Origin of the sequence: uncultured Dysgonomonas sp., from assembly GCF_900079725.1 — a bacterium.
In the GTDB taxonomy this organism is placed as follows: domain Bacteria; phylum Bacteroidota; class Bacteroidia; order Bacteroidales; family Dysgonomonadaceae; genus Dysgonomonas.
This window is the reverse complement of the sequence record NZ_LT599032.1, coordinates 4,665,870-4,688,608: the sequence shown is the minus strand read 5'-3', so window position 1 is coordinate 4,688,608 and position 22,739 is coordinate 4,665,870. Positions and strand designations below refer to the sequence as shown.

Below are 22,739 nucleotides of genomic sequence, written 5' to 3'. Positions count from 1 at the left end.
TAGCAGTATCAAACGAATCTTTCATTTTCATGGATTGAATTTTTAGTTATTATTTTAAAATCATTTATTCAGTTCTGTGTTAGGTTTATCTGATAGGCTGATTGACATACGACCACCTTTGACTACTTCCGAGAAAGGTAGTTGAACCGTATTATGGGGTTTTCCATTCACATCTATTGATTGGATATACATATTATCTTTCGAGTTATTCAGTGTTTCTATCACAAACTCCTTACCCGGATAATAATCCTTGTTGAGCCTGATAGTAATCTTGTCGAACAGCGGGCTACCGATCTGGAACATAGGATCTATCTCTGTCAGACCTTTCACATCGAAAAGTCCCATTGCGGCCATTACATACCATGCGCCTAATTGTCCCTGATCTTCATCCTGTCCGTATCCGTATCCGTGAATGCCTTCTACTCCGTAGAATTCGTTACAGATGGCTCTCACCCATTTTTGTGATAGATAAGGTTTTCCCGAAAAGTTGAATAACCAGGAGATATGCAGATTGGGCTGATTACCATGATTGTAATATGTGTGCAAGCCTGCAAATGCATCTATAGTCTGCCCTCCGCCGAATATATTCTTTTGTGATATCTGGAATGTGCTATCGAGACGTACATTGAAATCATCTGCACCTATCAGATTGATAAGTTCATCTATCTGATGAGGCACATAATATGTGTACTGTATCGCATTCCCTTCCTGAAACCCGATCCAAGGAGCAAAGGGATCAAAATCTTTTATAAATTCGCCTTTGTCGTCACGCGGACGTATCAGTTTTGTCTCAGGATCGAAAAGAGTCTTCCAACCCTCCGATAGCTTCGATAAAAGTTTATAATCGTCCTCCTTGTTCAAATGCTTTGCCATCTGAGCTACAGCAAAACTACTGAATGAATATTCCATTGTATGCGAAGCCCCGAAACCGGAACCTTCGGAAGTCGTACGCATAGACAGATTGGTTGTATAAGGTGAGTAGCCTCTGTTGACAAACTGCTCCACATCAAGCTTACCGGCTCCTGCCAAACGATCTTTTCCATCTATTTCATTCTTCAGGGCCGCCTCGTATGCAGTATTCACATCGAAATCGCGGATACCACAATTGTATGCTGCTGCTATAGCCAAACTCGTAAAATTAGTTCCTACACCCGATACATACTTACTACAGGCAATGCCATCGCCTAACCATCCGGCATCCTTGTAGACAAGAAGCTGGCTCTGTATCCAGTCTGAATAATATTCGGGATAAGCCACAGCCCACAATTGGGTAAGATTCCAGAAGCCTCCCCAGATAGCATCTGTATTATAATGGTTATGACTTGGTTTTCCCTTTTCATTCAGAGCTATCTGCCCTACTCCACCATCGTTTTTGGGATAAGCCCCGTTCACATCACTAGCCAATCCACGGCCAAGCAACGCATGATACAAGCCTGTATAGAATTTCACACGGTCGTTGTATTCCCCACCTTCCACTTCTATGCGCCCAAGATATTCTTCCCATGTGTCGGTCGCATTTTTATGAGCTTTGTCGAAACTCATATTTTTAGCTTCGGTTTCCATATTCAGGCGTGCATTTTCTATGGAAGTATAGGATAGTCCTATCTTTATATTTACAGCCTCCTGGTCTTTAGTCTTGAATTTGAAATAAAGTCCGGCTCCGACTCCTGTCTGAGTCTTCGAATCGGGATATACGGTATCTTTTACAAACGAACCGAACGCCGTTGGTTTCTTATCCAGTTCGGCGCTGAAATACATAGACACGGTAGCACCTTTTTGATATATATTCACATAGACCGGTATGGTGGTAACCCATCCTTCTATACGTCCGTCGTCGGTATATGTCACCGATGCATCTTTCACATATCCGCTTTCTCCCTGACGGTTGCCGATATCGAATATCAGGTTGGCTTCTTCCGATGCGGGGAATGTATAACGGTGAAACCCTACACGCTTTGTTGCTGTGAGTTCGGCTTTCACATTGTAATCTTTGAGCAATACGGAGTAGTATCCCGGAGAGGCGAATTCATCTTTTTTGTCGAAGGTAGAACGATAGCCGTTCTGAACGCTGTCTAATGCTCCCGGAACAGTTTGTAGCTTACCGACTGTAGGTGCTATAACAACACCACCCACCTGAAATTCGTGAAAATTAGCAAAACCCTCGATAGATGTATGCCGAGCATCGTAGCCTACAGCCTGCCATCCGCCCGAATTTCCTAAGTGCCCGTCTGTAGAGGGGGCAAGCTTTGCCATACCAAACGGAACGGCAGCCGGAGTATAAAAGAACCAGCGAGAATGGGCTGTTCCGATACCCGGATCAACATAGTCCGACAAGAGAGGCTTTTTCTCGCAAGATGCCATTATACAAGAAATTGCAAGGACTGTAATTGGAATAATTCGTTTTATCATATTATAAAATTGTTTTTCGGTTTATTTTTTACTGATAACTTTCAAGGTTATGCATTCATGAGGTTTTAGCCAGAAAGAAGAATCGTCGAAATCACCTGTCCTTTGCTGGTTATGGTCGCAGAAGTACACATCGTCTGCCTGCATTCTATTCCAGATAAATGAAGAATGTACACTCTGATCATTGAGATTCAACAAGCGTATAATATAACCTTTGCCATCGTCGGAAGGTTTTATGGTAGATACCGAAATCTGATTCTTACCTTTAAGCCTGAATAGATTATCTATTCCGACAGGTTTTTCGGAAACAACCGCAATCATTTTCTGAGCCTGCTCTGTGCCTTGTTTCTTAAGCTGCTGATCGAACGGATCGAATAGCTCCAACGAGTAACGAAATGCTGCAATACCTTCCTGAGATGCCTTATAGTTTGTCCTCCATGAATTATTCATTACCCACGAATATATCTTCGGAGAAATCAAAGCTGAAGACCACCAGCCAAGTCCGCCTCCTTCCTTACGCCATACATCGCTGCTCATCTCTCCCAGTTCTACGAAAGGAGCATCTATCGTTGTCAGGTAGACTCCATGGCTAAGATTGCTTGCACTGATACCGTTCTGTATCGAATAGTAATTTTTATTCACTCCTGCCAGCTGGTCACGCTCGGGATGCATATCTCCCATTGCCAAATCCATTTTGATATCTGCATGGGCTATATTGAATGGGAAAATAAAACGGACGTTTTCAGGCTTATAAATATTCTCTTTATCTATCGTATTCAGAATATCTACGCGTCCTAACTCTTTATATACCGTAATGTCTCTCCATAACGAACGGCAGCCCGGCGCATCCGACTCTACACGCAAGGTCGCTGCAACTTCGCCATCATCCAGTACAATAATTTGTTTGATATTTTCTACCCATTGCGGATCTGAAGCAAAACGCCCTGTATAGATATAATCATTCAAACCTCGCTCGGATGAATAATTATAGTCTTCACCAGCCTTTGTAAATGAAGAAATTGTACCTTTTATCTTGTCTATTTCAACCTTTACAATACCATTATCGAGTATATTGTCGTTTATCATTGAAGCTATGCCTACCATATTTCTCTTGTCATCCGAAACTTTATATACAACAGACGAAAGTGCGGGAATATCTTTTGCCATAAATATCCATCTGCCGTCATGCAACTTCTGCAAAGGAATGATCTCTCCTGATGGGCTTTCCAATACTTTACCTGTCAGGTCACTACCCTTTTCAATGACCACTATATCAGTTCTTTTCCACAGATTGGTATTGAATACATGTATATAGCTGCCTTTATCGGATTGCATTCCTGAAAAGACATCGGCATAAAGTTTTCTCGACTGCGAATCTGCATTATCCGCGTACAATTTCTTTCCAGCCCACAGTTTCTTTGTAAACTCCGATTCAGGTTCAGTCCCGCTGGCCGAAGCCCCCCAGGTATGTTCCGAAAACAGGACAACATTTTTCCAAGCCTCCAGAAAATCATTTGCAGGAAACTGCTTCGGATGAAGCATACTCCATAGTATCTCGGTCTGGTTGAGACGTTCCGAACTTTCGCGATTCATCGCCAGTTCGCGGGCTGTAGAAGCTGCTCCGTCTTCCCATGTAGGAGTTATATCGCCGCCATAAACCGGAATATCATCACCATATTGTTTTTCAAACTCTGTGAAAAGTTCTTTGGTAGTACCTATATAAAACTTAGGAGAATCGTATTTTTCGTTCCACTCCTTTATTACATCCGGCATCCACTGATCGGGCGGCCCGTTATCTCCGTTCACCGTATAACGCAGATAAGTAGTAGCATACGGATATTCCTTCGATTCCAAATCGGTAAGGTATTCCCATATAGGAGTTACACCACAAGCAGAAAGCCTGTTTATCAACCAGCCATGAAACCATGAATACCCCCTGCCGGTCTGCCAGAATAATACTTTTTCCTTACCTGACTGAGATAGCCAGTAAAACGGTTTATCGCCCCACTTCACATGCAGATGTGCGGCTCGGTCATTACCTACCTTTCCGTAGAAAGGTACATAATTGGGTCCCGATGAATAATACTTCACACCATTCTGAGCCATTGCCGTAACCATGCCCCACGATTGTCCGGGAACATCGCTCATCATTGCCGTATTGAATTCCACACCAGTAAGTTCGGAAATGCGGTGCGCATCATCGAACATGTGCATAAGTTCCTCCTGTTTGCAAATTCCGGTGAGTATGCTACCCAAAGATGCATCGACGCCAATCATACCGTCTTTAATAGCATGAATCATTTTATCGCCTTTCTCCGTCCCTTTGTAATGATCGAGATATCCCATCAGAGCCCATGTAGCCTCCGAATTCCATTTGAATCGTGAGCCTTCGGGATTATCCGCTGTACGCTCTGCCAGTTCCAGCGCCCGCTCAAAATTGCGCCACTGTAGCTTCATTACATCATCCTGCACATGTGTATAACCTATATCCAAATGTGAATGGGGTAAGAAATACAGTTTCCATTGGCGAGCTCCCAAAACAGTATAGCTATCAGTTAGATTACCTTGCTTGCTGCGAAAGTTCACCGATACTTCGGCGCTCTCTTCCATATAACCTGCCGGGAACCGCCCTTCGATCACAGATATTCCTATCGCGGATGGCTTGACAGCCTCCCTCCATTTACGTCCATTTATATCGAATTCGAGTTCTCCTCCACAAAACAGGGGTACATCAAATTTCAATGTATATTCACGGCTCGGCCCTTTATCAGTCTTCAAATATCCTTGTGAAGCAACGAAAGACATCTTATTTAATGGAGTAAGTTTCGAAATCTGTTTGTTTTCCTTCCTGTAGAATCTTATCTCACTCAGTCCGTAATAATTTACATTCTGCTGCATGTCAGCAGCTTCCCTGATTATATATTTATCTTTAGGATCATAATAGTTACCGTTTCCATCAGCATCGGCTGTAAAACATATATATTTCGCCTTAATCCCGCCTGTATCAAATGTGAAATTCGCAGGCTCGGGATTCTGTCCTTTCGATTCATTTATAATATGATAATCCAGTCCATTATTTTTCAAGAGTTTCCATATCTTCCCATCAGCAGAGTATTCTATATATACTTTCTTCAACCCCCTGCGTGTATGTTGGCTTTGATTGTCATTCCATATTCTGATCAAATCAATCTGTGCGGGAGTTGAAGTACTACCGACCTCGCACATAAACCAGACAATACCTTCTCTGGTAAATTCATTCGCCCGTACCTTTTTCGTAGAAGCCTGAGATGTCCACATTGTGTGTCCAAGATTATGCGCTATATGCATATCTCCGTTCATTCCTTCGCCATTAACAGCCATCATAGCTGTCGCCCCCGGCAATTCACTACTTGCCGTTGCCTGAATCTGATCGGATGGAATCTGAGTATATACTTTGGTACTTTGCGCATATATTCCGATGGTATTCACTAAGATCAGAAGAGAAAAGATACCTTTTCTTATCATCCTCATATTTTTAGACTTTTTGTTAGTATTAATGGTTAATCACGTTAGTTATAGGTAACCCATTTTATAAAGAGAAAAATTTCACCTAATTTGAATTACGATACAATGAGTATTTTAGAGCATTTTAGATTGTTTCTAAAATTGAAAAGCCCCCTATTCCCCAAGTTAGCATATCCTATTCCACTTTTGCTCACCCATTACAATATGTATGAACATACTTTCAGGCAGCTAATATATAAAATGTTTTTATCTTAAACATTATTTTTGATTTTTTTTTTCAATAAATAGAATTTGTCAAAATAATAAATAGCATACAATTAACTAATTATAAATATTTTACAAACAACAACAAGAACATTTTTAACTATGTTAAATATTAATCGAACCCCATAAAACCTGTAAATACATAATAATATATTGTTCATACAATTATATAAAAAGTGAAAAAAGATGACGCTACTGAAGCAATTCACTCTCTCACCCCTTCATTTTCATCTAAGACTAATGAGACACCAATCACACCTTAATACAACCAGAGTCTAAAAACAAACCAAAATCACCAATTATCCGCACAGCAACGACAAAAACCTCTCACTAATATTCACCAATACACATCTATCATAAAATAACAAACAAGAATCCCCAAATAACACCTACACACCATCACCTATATTACTAAAATGTATGAACATAGTAAAAAAATAAAGAACAAAACAATAATGAACCGTTAAATATAAAACACAAAAAAAGAAGCTTAATATTTTGAATATTAGAAAAAACTAATTTACTTTACACTCCATAAATGTATGAACATACATAACAGAAAGCTATTAATAAGCTAACCAGATAAAAGATCTAACCCAATAAACACATAATATTAATATGAAAAAAAGCATTTTATTGACAATCGCGATATGTGCATTCGCAATCTCGGCCTTTGCGGAGCGGATATCAGAAAACAAAGTCTGGTCGATAGGGACTTTAAACAATTCATCAGCTGAATTTGCCTTAGGGCCGGACAATTTCAGGCAATTCCTAGCCAATGATTTCGGATATGAGGACAAATTCTATTTGATAGGCCATTCTGATATAAAAAAAGATTTTCCATATGTACTCCCCGGTCCTACTGATACATGGGGCGGCACATGGCCGACCTCCGGTTGGCGTACGCATCAGGTGAATATATTGTTCGGCCTTGATAATATTCCGGCAAACGGGGAATGGAAACTTGTTATAAACCTCCTCGACTATGCCAAAACATTTCTTCCACTAGTTAAAGTAAGTATAAACACACAAGACGAAAAATTCCAGTTGGGAGATAAAGAAGCTCTGGCTAAACAGCGTAAAGCACATACTCAGGAAGCAATAACGGATACATTATCCATCACAGATAAGCTACAGAATGCAACAAAGAAAACGATCGAAATACCTATAAATACAAGTACCCTCAAAAAAGGCGGTAACCTAGTCTCAATAACAGTTCTGGAAGGTTCCTGGATATTATTCGATGAAGTACATCTGGAAGGTCCCGAAAATGTAAAAGTTACAAATGCTGATAAGTTTTTCATCAGGGATATTTATCCGGCAGCTTATGAACTGAATACCGGAAAGAACCGATATCAGCCGCTGATTGTAGATACTGAATGGCTCGATGGTTCATCTAAAATCAGTGTTCAGCTTGATGGAAAAGAAATCCTAAGCCAAGTGATTGAGGCCGGAAGATATCAACTGGAAGCACCTATGCCTCAAGTAAAAAAAACTAGAAAAAGCAACTACCGTATCTTAAGAGACGGTGTTGAAATAGAGCGAGGCACAATAGAACGTTCTCCACAAAAGCTACAAACCCCTGCCGACTATGTAGATACCCGTATAGGTACAGCTCATTCGCGCTGGATGATAGCACCCGGCCCCTGGATGCCGTTCAGCATGGTAAAAATGAGTCCTGACAACCAGAATAATGGCTGGCAGGCAGGTTACCAACCCTCTTTCGAAAGTGTAGGCTGCTTCAGTCATATACATGAGTGGACACTGGGCGGACTTGGTGTCATGGCTACAAACGGAGAACTGAAAACCCAGATAGGAGACGAGCAAAAGCCGGATGAGGGCTACCGCTCGCGCATAGACAAACGCACCGAAGTCGCCGATATAGGCTACTATACTGTGAACCTTACAGATTATAACATTAAAGCGGAAGTTACAGCAACTACACGCTGCGGGTTTGAACGATTTACATTTCCAACTGACCGTGACGGGGCGAAGATTATGATAGACCTGCATCCACCTACAGAGCAAAACTTTCAACTAAAAGAAGTGAAACTTCGCAAGGTAAGCGATTATCGTATAGAAGGCTCTACACATCAGTTTTCGCCAAATGTATGGAGTTACGATGCCGATCAGGATTACAATGTACATTTTGTTATAGAGTTTGATCAGCCAATCAAAAACATGGGACGCTGGATTGACAAAGATGTATCGCATAATGTAAGCGAGCTAATTACAGGAGAATGTAAAGATGCAGGTGTTTTTGTCGAATTCGACCAGTCGAAGCATCCTGTGGTACAAGTGCGGTCAGGTATTTCATTCGTTAGTGTCGCTAATGCGGCCGAAAACCTCAGAGCCGAGGTCAGCTCTCAGTTTGGATGGGATTTTGATGCAATCCGCCAAAATCAGGTAGACACATGGAATGATATCTTCAACCGGGTGCAAATCACAACCAACGACAGACTGGAAAAAGTGCGCTTCTATAATAATATGTACCGTGCATGCAGTCGTAATACATGGAGCGACGTAAACGGAGAATGGATATCTACTGACGGAAAACTACAAAAGGTTGCAGACCCGTCTAAGAACGCGATGCTGGGTTGTGATGCGTTCTGGAATACATTCTGGAACCTCAACCAGTTCTGGAATCTGGTCACTCCCGAATGGAGTAATAAATGGGTAAACTCGCAATTGGCTATGTATGATGCTAACGGATGGCTTGCCAAAGGCCCGGCCGGATTAAACTATATACCGGTTATGGTGGGCGAACATGAAATTCCGTTGATTGTAGGAGCTTACCAAATGGGAATCCGTGACTTCGATGCGAACAAGGCCCTAGAAGCAGCGATAAAAATGCAGACGACTCCGGCTCAGAAAGTATTTAAAGGATTTGCCGGAAACCGTGACCTTGTCCATTATATGAAATATAAATACGTACCGTCGAATCTGGGACGCTTCTCCAATACGATGGAGTATTCATACGACGACTGGACTGTCGGACAATTTGCCAAAGCCTTGGACAATACAGAGGTATATAATACTTTCAATGACCGTGGCTATTGGTGGAAAAATGTGATAAGCGACGAAGGATACTGCCATATGAAAGACAGCACGGGCAAATGGATGGAAAATTTCGATCCGTTCCGTAGCGGGGCCAATCATCACTATGTGGAAGGAAATGCCTGGCAGTTAACGTTCTTCGTTCCACAGGATGTTCCGGCATTGGTAGAAAAGATTGGAAAGGAACGCTTCCTTGATCGCCTCGAATGGGGTTTCAATCAGGATGAAGCTTGGCGCTACAATGCCCCTAACGACCAATACTGGGATCACCCTATTGTGCAAGGTAATCAGCAATCGATGCATTTTGCATTCCTATTCAGTTGGGCAGGTAAACCTTGGCTTACTCAAAAATGGAGCCGCTCCATACTAGACCGTTATTATGGCTATGAACCGGCAAATGCATATCTGGGCGACGAAGACCAGGGACAAATGAGCGCATGGGCTGTGATGACTACTATCGGGCTTTTTCAGGTAGATGGAGGAACACGTGTAAATCCAATCTATGAGATAGCCAGTCCTCTCTTCGAAAAAGTAGAGATCAATCTGGATGGAAAATACGGACGGGGACAAAAATTCACAATTGAAGCGAAGAATGCTTCCAAAAAGAATATGTATGTACAGAAAGCAACATTGAACGGCAAGGAGTTGAACACATTCCATTTCCCTGCATCGGAGTTGCTGAAAGGCGGTAGCCTTGTCCTTGAAATGGGCAATATTCCAAATATGAATTGGGGCATCGGAGAATAAATATTTTCTGATTAATACAAATAAGAAAGTATTTTGGTATAAAATAACTTTCTGGTTTAAAGAATAATCCCTCAACAGAAAAACTGTTGAGGGATTATTCTTTTTCTATTAAGACAAAACAAATAGTGCCGACAGATGTTTAAAATCAAAAGATATCCATTGACTTTACAATTAATAATATGAGACTTGACGGTAGAAGAACAAGTGACAATATAGATGACCGCCGCGGTAAAGGATCGGGTGGGAAAATATCTCTCGGCATAGGGGGAACGATCGTTATAGGAATTATCATATGGCTAATGGGCGGTAACCCTATGAATTTCGTTACACAACAAGCAGTCGAAGGTATGTCAGCTGAAAAAGACTATACGCCAACCGCAGAAGAAGAACAGGCTGCAACCTTTGCTAAAACAATTCTGGCTGGAACAGAAGATGTATGGACTGAAGTTTTTAATCAGAACGGCATGAAGTATGTCCCCCCAAAGATGGTATTATTTAGCGGAGCTACCCGTTCGGGATGCGGAAACGCGTCTTCATCCACCGGACCATTCTATTGTCCGGCAGATCAGACGGTCTATATTGACCTGTCATTCTTCAATGAAATGCAGAATCAACTGAATGCCGGAGGAGATTTTGCATATGCATATGTAATTGCGCATGAAGTAGGACATCATATACAATATTTGCTGGGAACACTTGACAAAGTACACCAGCAACAACAACGTATGAACCAAAAAGAAAGTAATCAACTTAATGTCAGACTAGAACTACAAGCTGATTTCTATGCGGGAGTATGGGCATACCATGACAATAAGAATTTCAATTCGATAGAAGATGGTGATATAGAAGAAGGCCTGAATGCTGCGTCTCAAATCGGAGACGACCGCCTGCAAATGCAATCGCAAGGATACACGGTACCCGATGCTTTCAACCACGGAACATCCGCTCAGCGTTCCCGTTGGCTGAAGAAAGGACTTCAAAGAGGAAATATAGCCGATGGCGACACATTTTCAGTCCGTTATTCAGATCTGTAGCTAAACAAGTTATAAATTCTAATAATTCATTTATACATATAATGGTTGCTCTTTTCAGGGCAGCCATTTATATTTTATCACTTCGTACAGATATGTTTTAGAACATACTATTAAATGTTCATTATACACTTAATATGTATATTTTTGCCATATAACTTCGAATCTAATACGGATGCTTTATAAAGAAAAGACAGATAAACATCTTGCGGAATTACTTTCAAAAGGCGATGAAAATGCTTTTTGTGAATTGTATATACGTTATAAGAAACGTCTGTTCTTGTTCACTCTAAAGTTTTTAAAGGATAGCGATCTTACAGAGGATACTATACAAGATATATTTACTCATTTGTGGGAAAGTCGTCTTTTTATTGATTCCAATTATAATTTCTCTTCCTATCTTTTTACTATTACCAAAAACAGGATATTGAACACATTGAAAAGATATAATACAGAGGAAAATGTAATGAACCTTATTATGAGCAAAAGTCTGCTCGAACAAGCATCTACTGATAATGAAATTATAGATTCAGAATATAAAAGTCTTTTTAAAGCTGCAATAAATAGGTTACCTCCGGCCAGAAAAAAGGTATTTGTATTGAGCAGAATAGAACATATGTCGCATAAAGAGATTGCTGCGACACTGAATATTTCAGTTTATACAGTTCAGGAACATATTTCGGAATCGCTGAAGTGTATTAAAGGATACCTGTCGACACATACAGACATTCATTTCTGCCTTCCCTTATTCCTGTTTTTCCTCTACCAATAAAAAAAATTAAGTTTTTATAAAAAAAATTAGTTTACACCCCCAGTTGTGTAAAAGTTAATTGTATTACATATATAAATACCATTAAAAATGCGCGAGAAAGACCTGGATATAGAAAAAATTATAGATCGTTACCTGACTAACAAGTTTTCGAGACAGGACTTTATCGATTTAATGGTAAGTATATCCCATGAGAAGGGAATGTCGGAGTTTCAACGTAAGTTTGGCGAAGAATGGGAAAAAAGTATGGAGCAAAACGATGAAGCTGATGTACAGGAAAGATCGAAATTATATAATGAAGCTTCAAATATTATAGTAAGCTCGAAAAGGCACGAAACTCCCATTTCCTCCCGCTTCAGAATTAAAATAGGCTATATTCGCTACGCAGCTTCACTTGCGGTAATCATAGCAGTCTCAGTTTCAATGTACCTTTTTATAAATAAAGACAGAGAACAGGCAGACACCAAAATGTGCAATATCTCCATACCGGCCGGAGAAAAAAAAGAGATAAAATTACCTGATGAGTCTGATATATACATTAATTCTGCCAGCACTCTTAAATATCCCGAAACTTTTGGAAAGGAACAACGTCTTGTGGAACTTGCCGGAGAGGCCTTTTTTAAGATTACACCAGATAAAGAGAGGCCTTTTATCATAAATACAGGCCAGATTTCCATAAAAGTTCTTGGGACATCCTTCAATGTAAGAAGCTACGACGAGGACGAATGGATAGGCGTTACAGTATCTACAGGAATCGTATCAGTCAGTATTTTTGATGAAAACAGTTCTATACAATTGACTCCGAGCGAAGAATTATGGATAAATAAGAAAAACCATTATTTTCAGAAAAGCAAAAAAGATGTATTGCATGCCTCTTCGTGGAGAGACGGATACCTATACTTTGACAGAGCTCCTATCAAAGATGTAATTAATACACTCAACAGAAAGTATGCGGTAAATATTGTACTGGAAAGACCCGGAGAGGAATATACTATAACTGGTGAACACGATAATAAAAGTCTGCAATCAGTCTTGGAATCTATCTGTTTTATAACGAAACTAAAACAAAAAAAGAATGGAAATAATATAATTCTTTTTTAATAACCACCATAAATTTTAACAAATATATTACAGCCTATGAAAGAATGAAAATACCTCAAAAAAAATGAATGAGCAGCAACTATTACATCACTGCTCACACTTTCTCCTAAGGAACATCAAGTCTACCAAAAATGATTACCTGGAAAAGTTTAGTTTAAAAGAAAAGTTAACTCTTAAACATCACAAAATTATGAATTTAATTTCAAAAAAACAGATAATAATTGTAATATCAGCAATTATGCTGTTTCCGTTATTCTCTAGTCCAGCGTATGCGAATAATATTATTTATGAAAAATATCAGGATAAAAGAATCACATTGAAACACGCAAATACTCCTATCAAAAGTGTTTTTGCGTCGATTACAAGTCAATCCGGTTTAAAATTTATATTTGAAGAATCTGTACTGGAAAAAGTAAAAAATATATCCATAGATATCAAAAACAGTACACTGAATGGCGTTTTAGATGAAATATCGAAACAAACAGGATTGGTATTCAGACAAAGCGACAATACCATCGCCGTAAGTATGGGTACTGTACAGGCGCAAACTGCACAAGTAGCCAGCCGGCAATCAGGAAAAATATCAGGAACAATACTGGATATCAGTAAGGAGCCCCTTATCGGTGTATCAGTCACAATAAAAGGAACTACCAAAGGAACAATTACAGATGAGAATGGTAATTTCCAATTGGATGTACCTGAAAATGATATCCTTGTATTCTCATATATCGGTTATGAAACACAAGAAATTGCCGTAAGAGGTAAATCTGTGATCAATCTCACATTGATTGAAAATCTTAACGACCTCAACGAAGTTGTAGTTATCGGTTACGGTACACAGCGCAAAGGAGATATCACGAGTTCGGTAGCCAGTGTAAAACCTGAAAACTTTACAAAGGGTGCGGTAAAAGACGTAGGACAACTGATTCAGGGCAAGGTGGCCGGATTGGCCATTTCCAACCCGAATGGAGACCCTACAGGAGGTACACAGATACAATTGCGCGGCAACAATTCAATCGGTGGAGCAAATACCGATCCACTCATTCTGATCGATGGTATACCCGGAAGCCTTAGCACTGTTGCCCCGGAAGATGTTGAGTCGGTTGACGTACTGAAAGACGGATCGGCTGCCGCTATCTACGGTACACGAGGTACAAACGGAGTAATCCTGATAACAACCAAAAGAGCACAAGGCGCACAGATAAATACAGTAGAGTACAACGGTTATATCAGTACATCTAAGATATCCAATAAACTGGATATGCTTAGCGCGAGCGAATTCCGCGAATTATATCCTACTGAAGATCATGGAGGAAATACAAACTGGCTGGACGAAATCACACGCACTCCGGTAAGCCATGTTCATAACCTTTCTCTCCAGGGTGGAACTGCAACTACAAACTATATTGCGAATATAAACTATTCTTCACGAGAGGGGATTATGAAGAAGTCGGATTCTGAAACTTTTCAGGGGCGTATCCAGATTTCTCACCGTATGTTCGATGATAAATTGCAATTAAGATTCGGAATCCTGGGTAAGAAAAATCAATTTGCATCTACCAACAATGCAGGAAGCTGGAACGGCTATACATACCGTCAGGCAACACTGCACAACCCGACCGATCCCGTAAGGAATGCTGATGGAAGCTGGTATGAAAATGTAAATAAATTCGAATACGAAAATCCTTTAGCAAGACTGTATGAGTGCTATGGAAATGTAAAAAATACAGATATACGCTTCAATGGAAGCATTATATATAACCCTATCAAGGATTTGACTTTAAGCGCCGTTATGTCTTATAACCGCCAAAACAGGAATCATGGATATTCTGAGACCAGAAACCATATTTCAGCACTTCGTGATGGCCTTGCCGGATGGTCTTCGGTGGGAGCCTATACTCAAATGGAGAAATTAGTTGAGCTAACAGCTCAATATAATAAACAGATAAATGTTCACAAATTCAGCATATTAGGAGGTTATAGCTACAATGAGACTGACTTTGAGGACATGTATTTTTCCAACTACGGATTTCAGGACGACTATATGGGCGGATGGCACAATATAGGTGCCGGATCAGCACTTAAAGACGGGTTAGCAGGCGCATCATCTACAAAAAGAACCTCCAATCTCATCGGTTTCTTTGGTCGCGCTACTTATTCTTACATGGACAAATATCTACTTATGGCAAGTTTGCGCTACGAAGGAGCAAGCCAGCTATGGGGAACGGATAATGAATGGGGAGCTTTCCCTTCCGTATCTTTAGGATGGAGAATCACACAAGAAGCCTTTATGAAAGATCAGAATATATTTGATGATTTAAAACTTCGTGTAGGATATGGTGTTACAGGCTCTCAAATTAGTGCCGGATTCTTAGGAACAGCAATGGTTAAATACGGTGGCTATGCGTATGTGAACGGAAAATGGGTAAGTACAGTTGTTCCGGCATCAAATGCCAATCCTGACCTGAAATGGGAAGAAAAGAAAGAAACCAATATCGGTATTGACTTCACCGCCCTCAAAGGACGTCTGTCTGGAGCAATCGATTATTATAACCGCGAAGTGGATGGTTTATTGTACGAATATGCTGTGCCTACTCCTCCCAACTTATACCCAAGAACCTGGGCAAACGGAGGTAAACTGCAAAATAGGGGACTGGAACTTCTTTTATCGGGAATCCCTGTTACGAGCAAAGACTTTGAATGGAATACAACAGTAACCTTTTCCACCAACTCTAATAAGTTGAAAAGCCTTTCAGGAAGCGTATTCAAAACAGAATATGATTATTTTGATACCGGTTCTGCCGAATATTCAGGCCAATGGACTATATCGCACAGAGTACAGGTAGGAGAAAAAATAGGCAATTTCTACGGCTTCAAAGTGGTGGATGTGGACGATGAAGGTAAATGGATTTATCTGGATAGAGACGGCAACAGAGTGCCTTACGATGATTTTACACATGCTCCGGAAGATAAGCATATGATAGGAAATGGTGTTCCAACATGGTATGGCGGATGGAATAATAGTTTCCGTTACAAAGATTTCGATCTGAATATTACAATGCGTGGCGCTTTCGGTTTCCAAATAATAAATGCCGCCCGTATGAACTATGAAAATACGAAAAACAGTAGGATGGAGAACAGATTAAAATCTGTAACGGATAAAGTATTTGGAAAAACACAACTAAGTACAGCCGTTGAACCGGAATTCAATAGCTACTATGTAGAAGATGGGGATTATTGGAAAATAGATAATATTACACTAGGCTACACCTTCAACAATGTAGGCAAATATATCAAGTCGCTCCGTGTCTATGGTTCTGTACTGAACGCACTTACTATAACCGGATACAAAGGGATAGACCCAGAATTGGAAATCAATGGATTATCTCCGGGCTATGACAGCAGGGACAGGTATCCTACAGTTCGCTCATTCACACTTGGTGTAGGTGTTAAATTCTAATTAATAAATTGAATATAAGATGAAAACAAAAATATTATCATTCGGACTTTGTGCCATTTTTATATTGCTTAATATCACTTCTTGTACCGACCTGAAGGATGATAGCTACGGCTCGATCCCATCCGACAGGTATAAACCTACCACAGAAGAAGAAATAGGTTATCTGGTCAATGCTGCTTATGTGTCGTGGCGCGAAACGATGCTGCTTTGGAATGGCGTTGTCCGTTCACAGGAACTTAGTGCCGATCAGGATGTTTTACCGGGACGTGACGGTATAGGTTGGGTCGACGGATACATTTATAAAAGATGGCACCAGCATACCTGGACATCCGAAGACGATGGCCCCTATCAAGGATGGGCGCGTACATATACGGGTATCAATACCTGTAACCGCCTGTTGTCTCAGATCGATGATGGAGCAATCGCAGTATCGGGAGAAACAAAAGATGCTCTTATTGCCGAACTCAAAGTCTTACGTGCTTCATACTACTACATTCTGGTCGATTTGTTTGGAAATATTCCTATCGTTACCGACTATAAAGATGTATCGCTTCCTCAGCAATCAACACGGTTGCAGGTATATAATTTCATTATAGATGAATTGACTGACAATGTCGACCTGCTTTCCGAAACACCCAGAGGGGCTCTTTACGGACGTATGAATAAGTGGGTAGGTTATACCATATTGGCAAAAATGTATCTGAATGCAGAGGTATGGAGCGGTACAGCCGAATGGCAAAACTGTATCGATGCATGTGATAAGGTGATTGAGTATGCAAATAAATCAAAAGAATATGCCTTGGAAAGCGAGCAGAAAAATATCTTTGTAACAAAAAATGAGAACTCCAAAGAGATCATATTCGGACTTCCTTTCGATGAAATTTATGTGACAGACTGGAATGCTTTCGACTTCCACCTGTATACGTTAGCTCCTGAAAATCAAACCACTTACGGTTTCACAGCCAGACCTTGGGGTGGTGTTTGTGCGGCTCCTCAATTTATAGATTCTTTCGATCCTGATGATATACGGTTGACTGAAAATTACATTTCAGGTCCTCAATATACATCACTGGCAGGTACCGAACCACTGGAACGTAGTGATGGCAAAGGGCAACTTGTTTATATAAAATCGGTTCCTTCGATCGACAACTCGGATATGGCCGATGGATACAGATGGGGAAAATTTGAGTATGCAGAGGGGTCTACCAACCGCTTAAGCAATGATTGGCCTCAGTTCCGGTATGCAGATATACTGATGATGAAAGCAGAAGCTCTGATGAGATCAAATCAGTCGGGAGCAGGCGCACTTGTAACGCAAGTAAGAGAAAGAGCATTCAGGAATACCGATCCGGCAAAAGCGACTGTTACCGATGCAGAACTGAAACTGGGAAGCGTTTATGACTATGGTCGCCGCGATGTGTACAGCACTACCAGCGAAGGAGGAAGCGATATCCAATATGGCCGTTTCCTCGACGAATTAGGATGGGAGTTTGCACAGGAAGGTCGCCGTCGTCAGGATATGATCAGATTCGGGGTCTTCTCTACCAAATCATGGTTTTCGCACGATGCAACAAATAATAAGAATCGGGACTTGTACCCGATACCAAATTCTATATTACTCACCAACAGTAATTTAAAACAGAATCCGGGATATTAAAATAAAATTCATTACCGGTAGTATCAAAATATGCTGCCGGTAATAATTCCGAAACAAGAACGTATTTGACCGATTATTCATCCATTATGACTAATCTCTGGTCGTAAGAGGTGTAAAATAATGCCTACCTTAGAATTATTAAATCTATAACCATAAAATCAATGAAAAAAAGACTTTTACTTACTGCTTTAGTTTTAGTTAGCTCCTTTTCAGCTTTCTCGCAGCAAAAGGATGTATCTATCCGCATTTATCCCGAAAGAGGTAAGCAAACTATCAGTAAGCACATATACGGACATTTTGCCGAACATCTCGGCACATGCATCTATGGCGGCTTATGGGTGGGAGAAGATTCAAAAATACCCAACACAAAGGGTTATCGTACCGATGTACTCAATGCACTGAAAAATCTCCAGATACCAAACCTGCGTTGGCCGGGCGGATGCTTTGCCGATGAATATCACTGGATGGATGGCATAGGCCCAAAAGAGAACCGTCCGAAGATGGTTAATAACAACTGGGGCGGAGTGGTAGAAGACAACAGCTTTGGAACACACGAATTTCTCAATCTGTGTGAATTACTCGAATGCGAACCGTATATCAGTGGAAATGTAGGAAGCGGCACCGTAGAAGAACTTGCAAAATGGGTAGAATACATGACCTCGGACGGAGATAGCCCGATGGCAAACCTACGCCGCAAGAATGGACGCGACAAGGCATGGAAAGTGAAATATCTGGGAGTGGGTAATGAAAGCTGGGGTTGCGGAGGCGACATGCTGCCCGACTATTATGCAGACCTCTATCGTCGTTATGCCGTTTACTGCCGTAATTTTGACGAAAACAAACTCTTCAAAATAGCCAGTGGAGCAAGCGATTACGACTACAACTGGACAGACGTGCTGATGAAAAAAGCCGGAAAGAAAATGCACGGACTTTCGCTTCATTACTACACCGTTACAGGATGGAGTGGCAGCAAAGGTTCAGCAACGAAATTCACGCCGGACGATTATTATTGGACAATGGGAAAATGCCTTGAAATAGAAGAAGTGATTCAAAAGCATATGACCATTATGGATAAATACGACAAGGACAAGAAAGTAGGCCTTATGGTAGACGAATGGGGTACATGGTGGGATGTGGAGCCGGAGACTAATCCGGGATTCCTGTACCAACAAAATACCATGCGCGATGCATTTGTTGCCGCCCTGTCATTGAACGTCTTCAACAAGTACGGCGACCGCATTCAGATGGCCAATATAGCACAGGTGGTCAATGTACTTCAATCTATGATATTGACCAAAGACGATAAGATGACACTGACACCGACCTACCATGTCTTCGATATGTATCGTGTGCATCAGGATGCCACTTATCTGCCGATGGATATTATCTCGGAAACGAAAGAGATAAGAGGCCGCAATGTAGCCTTGGTAAATGCTTCAGCTTCTCAGAAAGACGGATTGACGCATATTACGCTGGCAAATATAGACCTGAATGCTGAGCAGAACGTAAATATAGATTTCTCCAACACGAAGATAAACAGTGTAAAAGGAAGAATTCTGACTTCGAAAAACATTGACGATCACAATACTTTCGAAAATCCTGACTTAGTAAAACCTCAAACCTTCACAGGTGCTAAAATAGAAAATGGCAAGCTGAATATAAAACTACCTGCCAAATCGATCGTTGTCCTCGAAATAAAGTAGTACAAGCATGACTTTATCCAGACGAAATTTTATAAAAAAGGCATGTTTGAGTAGCGCATGTATATGCGGATTCAATACAATATCCGGTGTTAACAGCACCAACAATACTGAAGCGCTCGATGATGACCGGAGTACTGCCATGTTCCAAAAATGGATATCGGAAATACTAACTAATCTGGACGACAGTCTGCCTGAAACAGAGATCCGAAAATTAGTAAAATCAGCATCTTTGGCCCATTATCAAAATTTGAACATGGATACATCGCTGGCCCCTTATATCGGAAAAATGAATGATTTCATTCGATTCATAGAAAAAGAATGGGGTTGGATATTTAGTTACGAAGACAACGGAAAAGTTATACTGGCCGATGAAAATAAATCAGCCTGTGTATGCCCTCTGATCAATAAAAGTGAAGGCATTAAATATCCTGCATTATGCTTTTGTTCCGAAGGTTTTGCAGAAATGATGTTTTCGAAAGTGAACGAAAGTCCGGTAAAGGCAACTGTCATCTCTTCGATACAACGCGGAAATGAAAAGTGTGTTTATCGCATAACGCTAAATAAATGAATATCTACAATTTAAACCGAAAAAAAATCTGTTTAAAATGAAAAAAAATTGTATATTACTTATTCTATCCATTATAGCCGGGCAATTATTTGCTCAAACATACCAAAAGACTGACAAGGGAATAAAAACAAATGTACAGTCGATGGATGTAGAAATACAATTCTACAGTCCGGGAATCGTACGCGTGATAAAATCGCCGGAAAGCAAAAACTTCAAAAAGGAAAGCCTTTCGGTGATAAAAACACCGCAAACGACCGCTTTAGATATCAGCCAAAATGGAAATACAGTATCCTTAAACAGTGATTTGATGCAAGTTAGCATCAACCTGAATACAGGAAAAGTAGCTTACTCCGACAAAAGCGGAAACCCTCTCTTTACAGAAAAAGACTATGGCACACAATTCTCCAACTTCAATGATGCCGGAAATAAAACTTTCAGTGTACGTCAGGCCTTTCTGCTCGATAAGGGAGAAGCCATTTACGGACTGGGCCAGCAACAAACCGATAAACTGAACCAGCGCGGAGAGAAAATATTTATGCGTCAACGCGCCTTATATGCAAGTATTCCTTTCGTTCAATCGGTGAAGGGATATGGTATATTCTGGGACAACTACTCTCCCACTACATTCAATGACAATCCGCAGGAGATGTCTTTCGACTCGGAAGTAGGCGAATGTTCCGACTATTATTTCATGTACGGCAAAAGCGGGGACGGAGTAATCGCCCAAATGCGCGACCTCACAGGTCAGGCTCCGATGTATCCGTTGTGGACATTCGGATTCTGGCAATCGAGAGAAAGATATAAGAGCCAAACAGAGACGATGGAAGTGGTAGACAAATACAGGCAACTGGGTATTCCACTCGATGGCATTATACAGGACTGGCAATACTGGGGGCCGAATACAAATTGGAATTCTATGAACTTTGACAATCCCGAATTTCCCGACCCGCAAGGCATGATCGACCATGTTCACAAACAAAACGCGCATATCATGATTTCCGTTTGGGCTTCATTCGGCCCCGATACGAAGCCATTCAAGGTGATGAAGGAAAAAAACATGTTGTTCAATTTCAAAACATGGCCTGCTTCCAGTGAAGATGTATGGCCGCCCGATCCTAACAAGCCTTCCGGTGTAAGAGTATATGACGCTTATAATCCTGAAGCGCGCGACATCTATTGGGATTACATGAATAAAGGACTGTTTTCGAAGGGTATAGATGCATGGTGGCTCGACTCTACCGAACCCGACCATCTGGATGTTAAAGAATCAGACTTCGATGTGCCTACCCATCTCGGCACTTTCCGCAGCGTGCGCAATGCATTCCCGTTAGAATCAAACAAAGGCGTGTACGAACATCAGAGGGCTACCACATCAGACAAACGTGTCTATTTGCTCACTCGATGCGCTTTCGCCGGACAGCAACGATATGCGGCTAACACATGGTCGGGAGATGTTGTAGCAAAATGGGACGTTCTGAAAAGACAAATACCTACAGGACTCAATTTCTCTCTTAGCGGCATCCCGTATTGGAATACCGACATAGGCGGTTTCTTCATTTGGGAATACGACGGGGAAGTAAGCAACAAAGCGTATCACGAACTATATACACGCTGGTTTCAGTATGGTACATTCACGCCGATGCAACGTTCGCACGGTAGCGGTGTCAAAAAAGAGATTTACAACTTTGGAAAAAAAGGTGACTGGGTATATGACTCGGAAGAAAAGTATATCAACCTGCGCTATAGCTTGATTCCTTACTTGTATTCTACGGCCTGGGATGTAACCAGCAATTCGGGTTCGTTCCTGCGCGCCTTGTTTATGGACTTCAATGAAGACCAGAAAGTGCATGACATCAGCAATCAGTATATGTTCGGGAAATCGTTCCTCGTTACGCCTGTTACCGACCCGATGTATGTTTCGGCAGAAGAAAAAGATAAATGGAAGAATCCTGTTGAGAATTTCAGCAAAATAAAGACGCAGGCTGTCTATTTACCTCAGGGTGCGGACTGGTTCGATTTCTGGACAGGCGAAAAATTAAACGGAGGGCAAACAATCAATAAAGAAGTACCAATAGATATAATACCTTTGTATATAAAAGCCGGATCGATTATTCCTTGGGGGCCGAAAGTACAATATGCCACCGAAAAGAAATGGGATAATCTCGAAATAAGGATTTATACAGGGGCAGACGGAGAGTTCGTTCTGTACGAAGACGAAAATGACAATTATAACTACGAAAAAGGAATCTACTCTACCATCAAATTCAAATGGAATGACCAGAACCGAACTCTTAGCATCGAAAACAGGAACGGAGAATTTCCCGGTATGCTGAAGAATCGCAAATTCCAGATTGTACTTGTCGACCAACTGAAAGGGATTGGAGTTGAAAACTCCCTGAAGATAGATAAAGTAGTTAACTATAAAGGAAAAGAAGTTTCAATAAAACTCTGAACATGCGATTTTTAATCTAC

At 40.9% G+C, this 22,739-nt stretch carries 11 protein-coding genes; 9 read left to right on the top strand and 2 right to left on the bottom strand.

What is annotated here, in order from left to right:
• Positions 1-60: 60 nt before the first annotated feature.
• Entirely contained in the window at positions 61-2,409 is a 2,349-nt protein-coding gene (locus QZL88_RS19170) for a GH92 family glycosyl hydrolase (RefSeq protein ID WP_296944083.1), read from the bottom strand.
• Between the two features lie 21 nt (positions 2,410-2,430).
• Complete coding sequence (locus QZL88_RS19165) at positions 2,431-5,916, bottom strand: glycoside hydrolase family 38 C-terminal domain-containing protein (RefSeq protein WP_296944081.1); 3,486 nt, start codon at positions 5,914-5,916, stop codon at positions 2,431-2,433.
• A gap of 876 nt (positions 5,917-6,792) precedes the next feature.
• Between QZL88_RS19165 and QZL88_RS19160 the strand changes: the two genes are divergently transcribed.
• The 9 genes from QZL88_RS19160 to QZL88_RS19120 all read left to right on the top strand — a co-directional run bounded on the left by QZL88_RS19160 (position 6,793) and on the right by QZL88_RS19120 (position 22,719).
• Positions 6,793-9,978 (top strand): GH92 family glycosyl hydrolase, encoded by a 3,186-nt coding sequence (locus QZL88_RS19160; RefSeq protein WP_296944079.1) that lies wholly within the window; start codon positions 6,793-6,795, stop codon positions 9,976-9,978.
• Positions 9,979-10,157: 179 nt separating this feature from the next.
• The gene (locus tag QZL88_RS19155; protein WP_296944078.1) at positions 10,158-11,012 is read left to right on the top strand and encodes a neutral zinc metallopeptidase; all 855 of its coding nucleotides are present in this window, start codon (positions 10,158-10,160) and stop codon (positions 11,010-11,012) included.
• 172 nt (positions 11,013-11,184) lie between these two features.
• Complete coding sequence (locus QZL88_RS19150; protein WP_296944076.1) at positions 11,185-11,781, top strand: RNA polymerase sigma-70 factor; 597 nt, start codon at positions 11,185-11,187, stop codon at positions 11,779-11,781.
• Between the two features lie 87 nt (positions 11,782-11,868).
• The gene (locus QZL88_RS19145; RefSeq protein WP_296944074.1) at positions 11,869-12,879 is read left to right on the top strand and encodes a FecR family protein; all 1,011 of its coding nucleotides are present in this window, start codon (positions 11,869-11,871) and stop codon (positions 12,877-12,879) included.
• A 190-nt stretch (positions 12,880-13,069) separates the two neighbouring features.
• A complete protein-coding gene (locus tag QZL88_RS19140) occupies positions 13,070-16,339 on the top strand; it encodes a TonB-dependent receptor (RefSeq protein ID WP_296944072.1) in 3,270 nt (1,089 codons plus the stop codon).
• Positions 16,340-16,358: 19 nt separating this feature from the next.
• The gene (locus tag QZL88_RS19135) at positions 16,359-17,996 is read left to right on the top strand and encodes a RagB/SusD family nutrient uptake outer membrane protein (RefSeq protein ID WP_296944069.1); all 1,638 of its coding nucleotides are present in this window, start codon (positions 16,359-16,361) and stop codon (positions 17,994-17,996) included.
• 161 nt (positions 17,997-18,157) lie between these two features.
• Positions 18,158-19,699 carry an alpha-L-arabinofuranosidase C-terminal domain-containing protein gene (locus tag QZL88_RS19130; protein WP_296944067.1) on the top strand — a complete coding sequence of 514 codons (1,542 nt, stop codon included), beginning with the start codon at positions 18,158-18,160 and terminating at the stop codon, positions 19,697-19,699.
• Between the two features lie 7 nt (positions 19,700-19,706).
• Entirely contained in the window at positions 19,707-20,267 is a 561-nt protein-coding gene (locus QZL88_RS19125) for a hypothetical protein (RefSeq protein WP_296944064.1), read from the top strand.
• A gap of 37 nt (positions 20,268-20,304) precedes the next feature.
• Positions 20,305-22,719 carry a TIM-barrel domain-containing protein gene (locus QZL88_RS19120; RefSeq protein ID WP_296944061.1) on the top strand — a complete coding sequence of 805 codons (2,415 nt, stop codon included), beginning with the start codon at positions 20,305-20,307 and terminating at the stop codon, positions 22,717-22,719.
• Positions 22,720-22,739 lie beyond the last annotated feature (20 nt).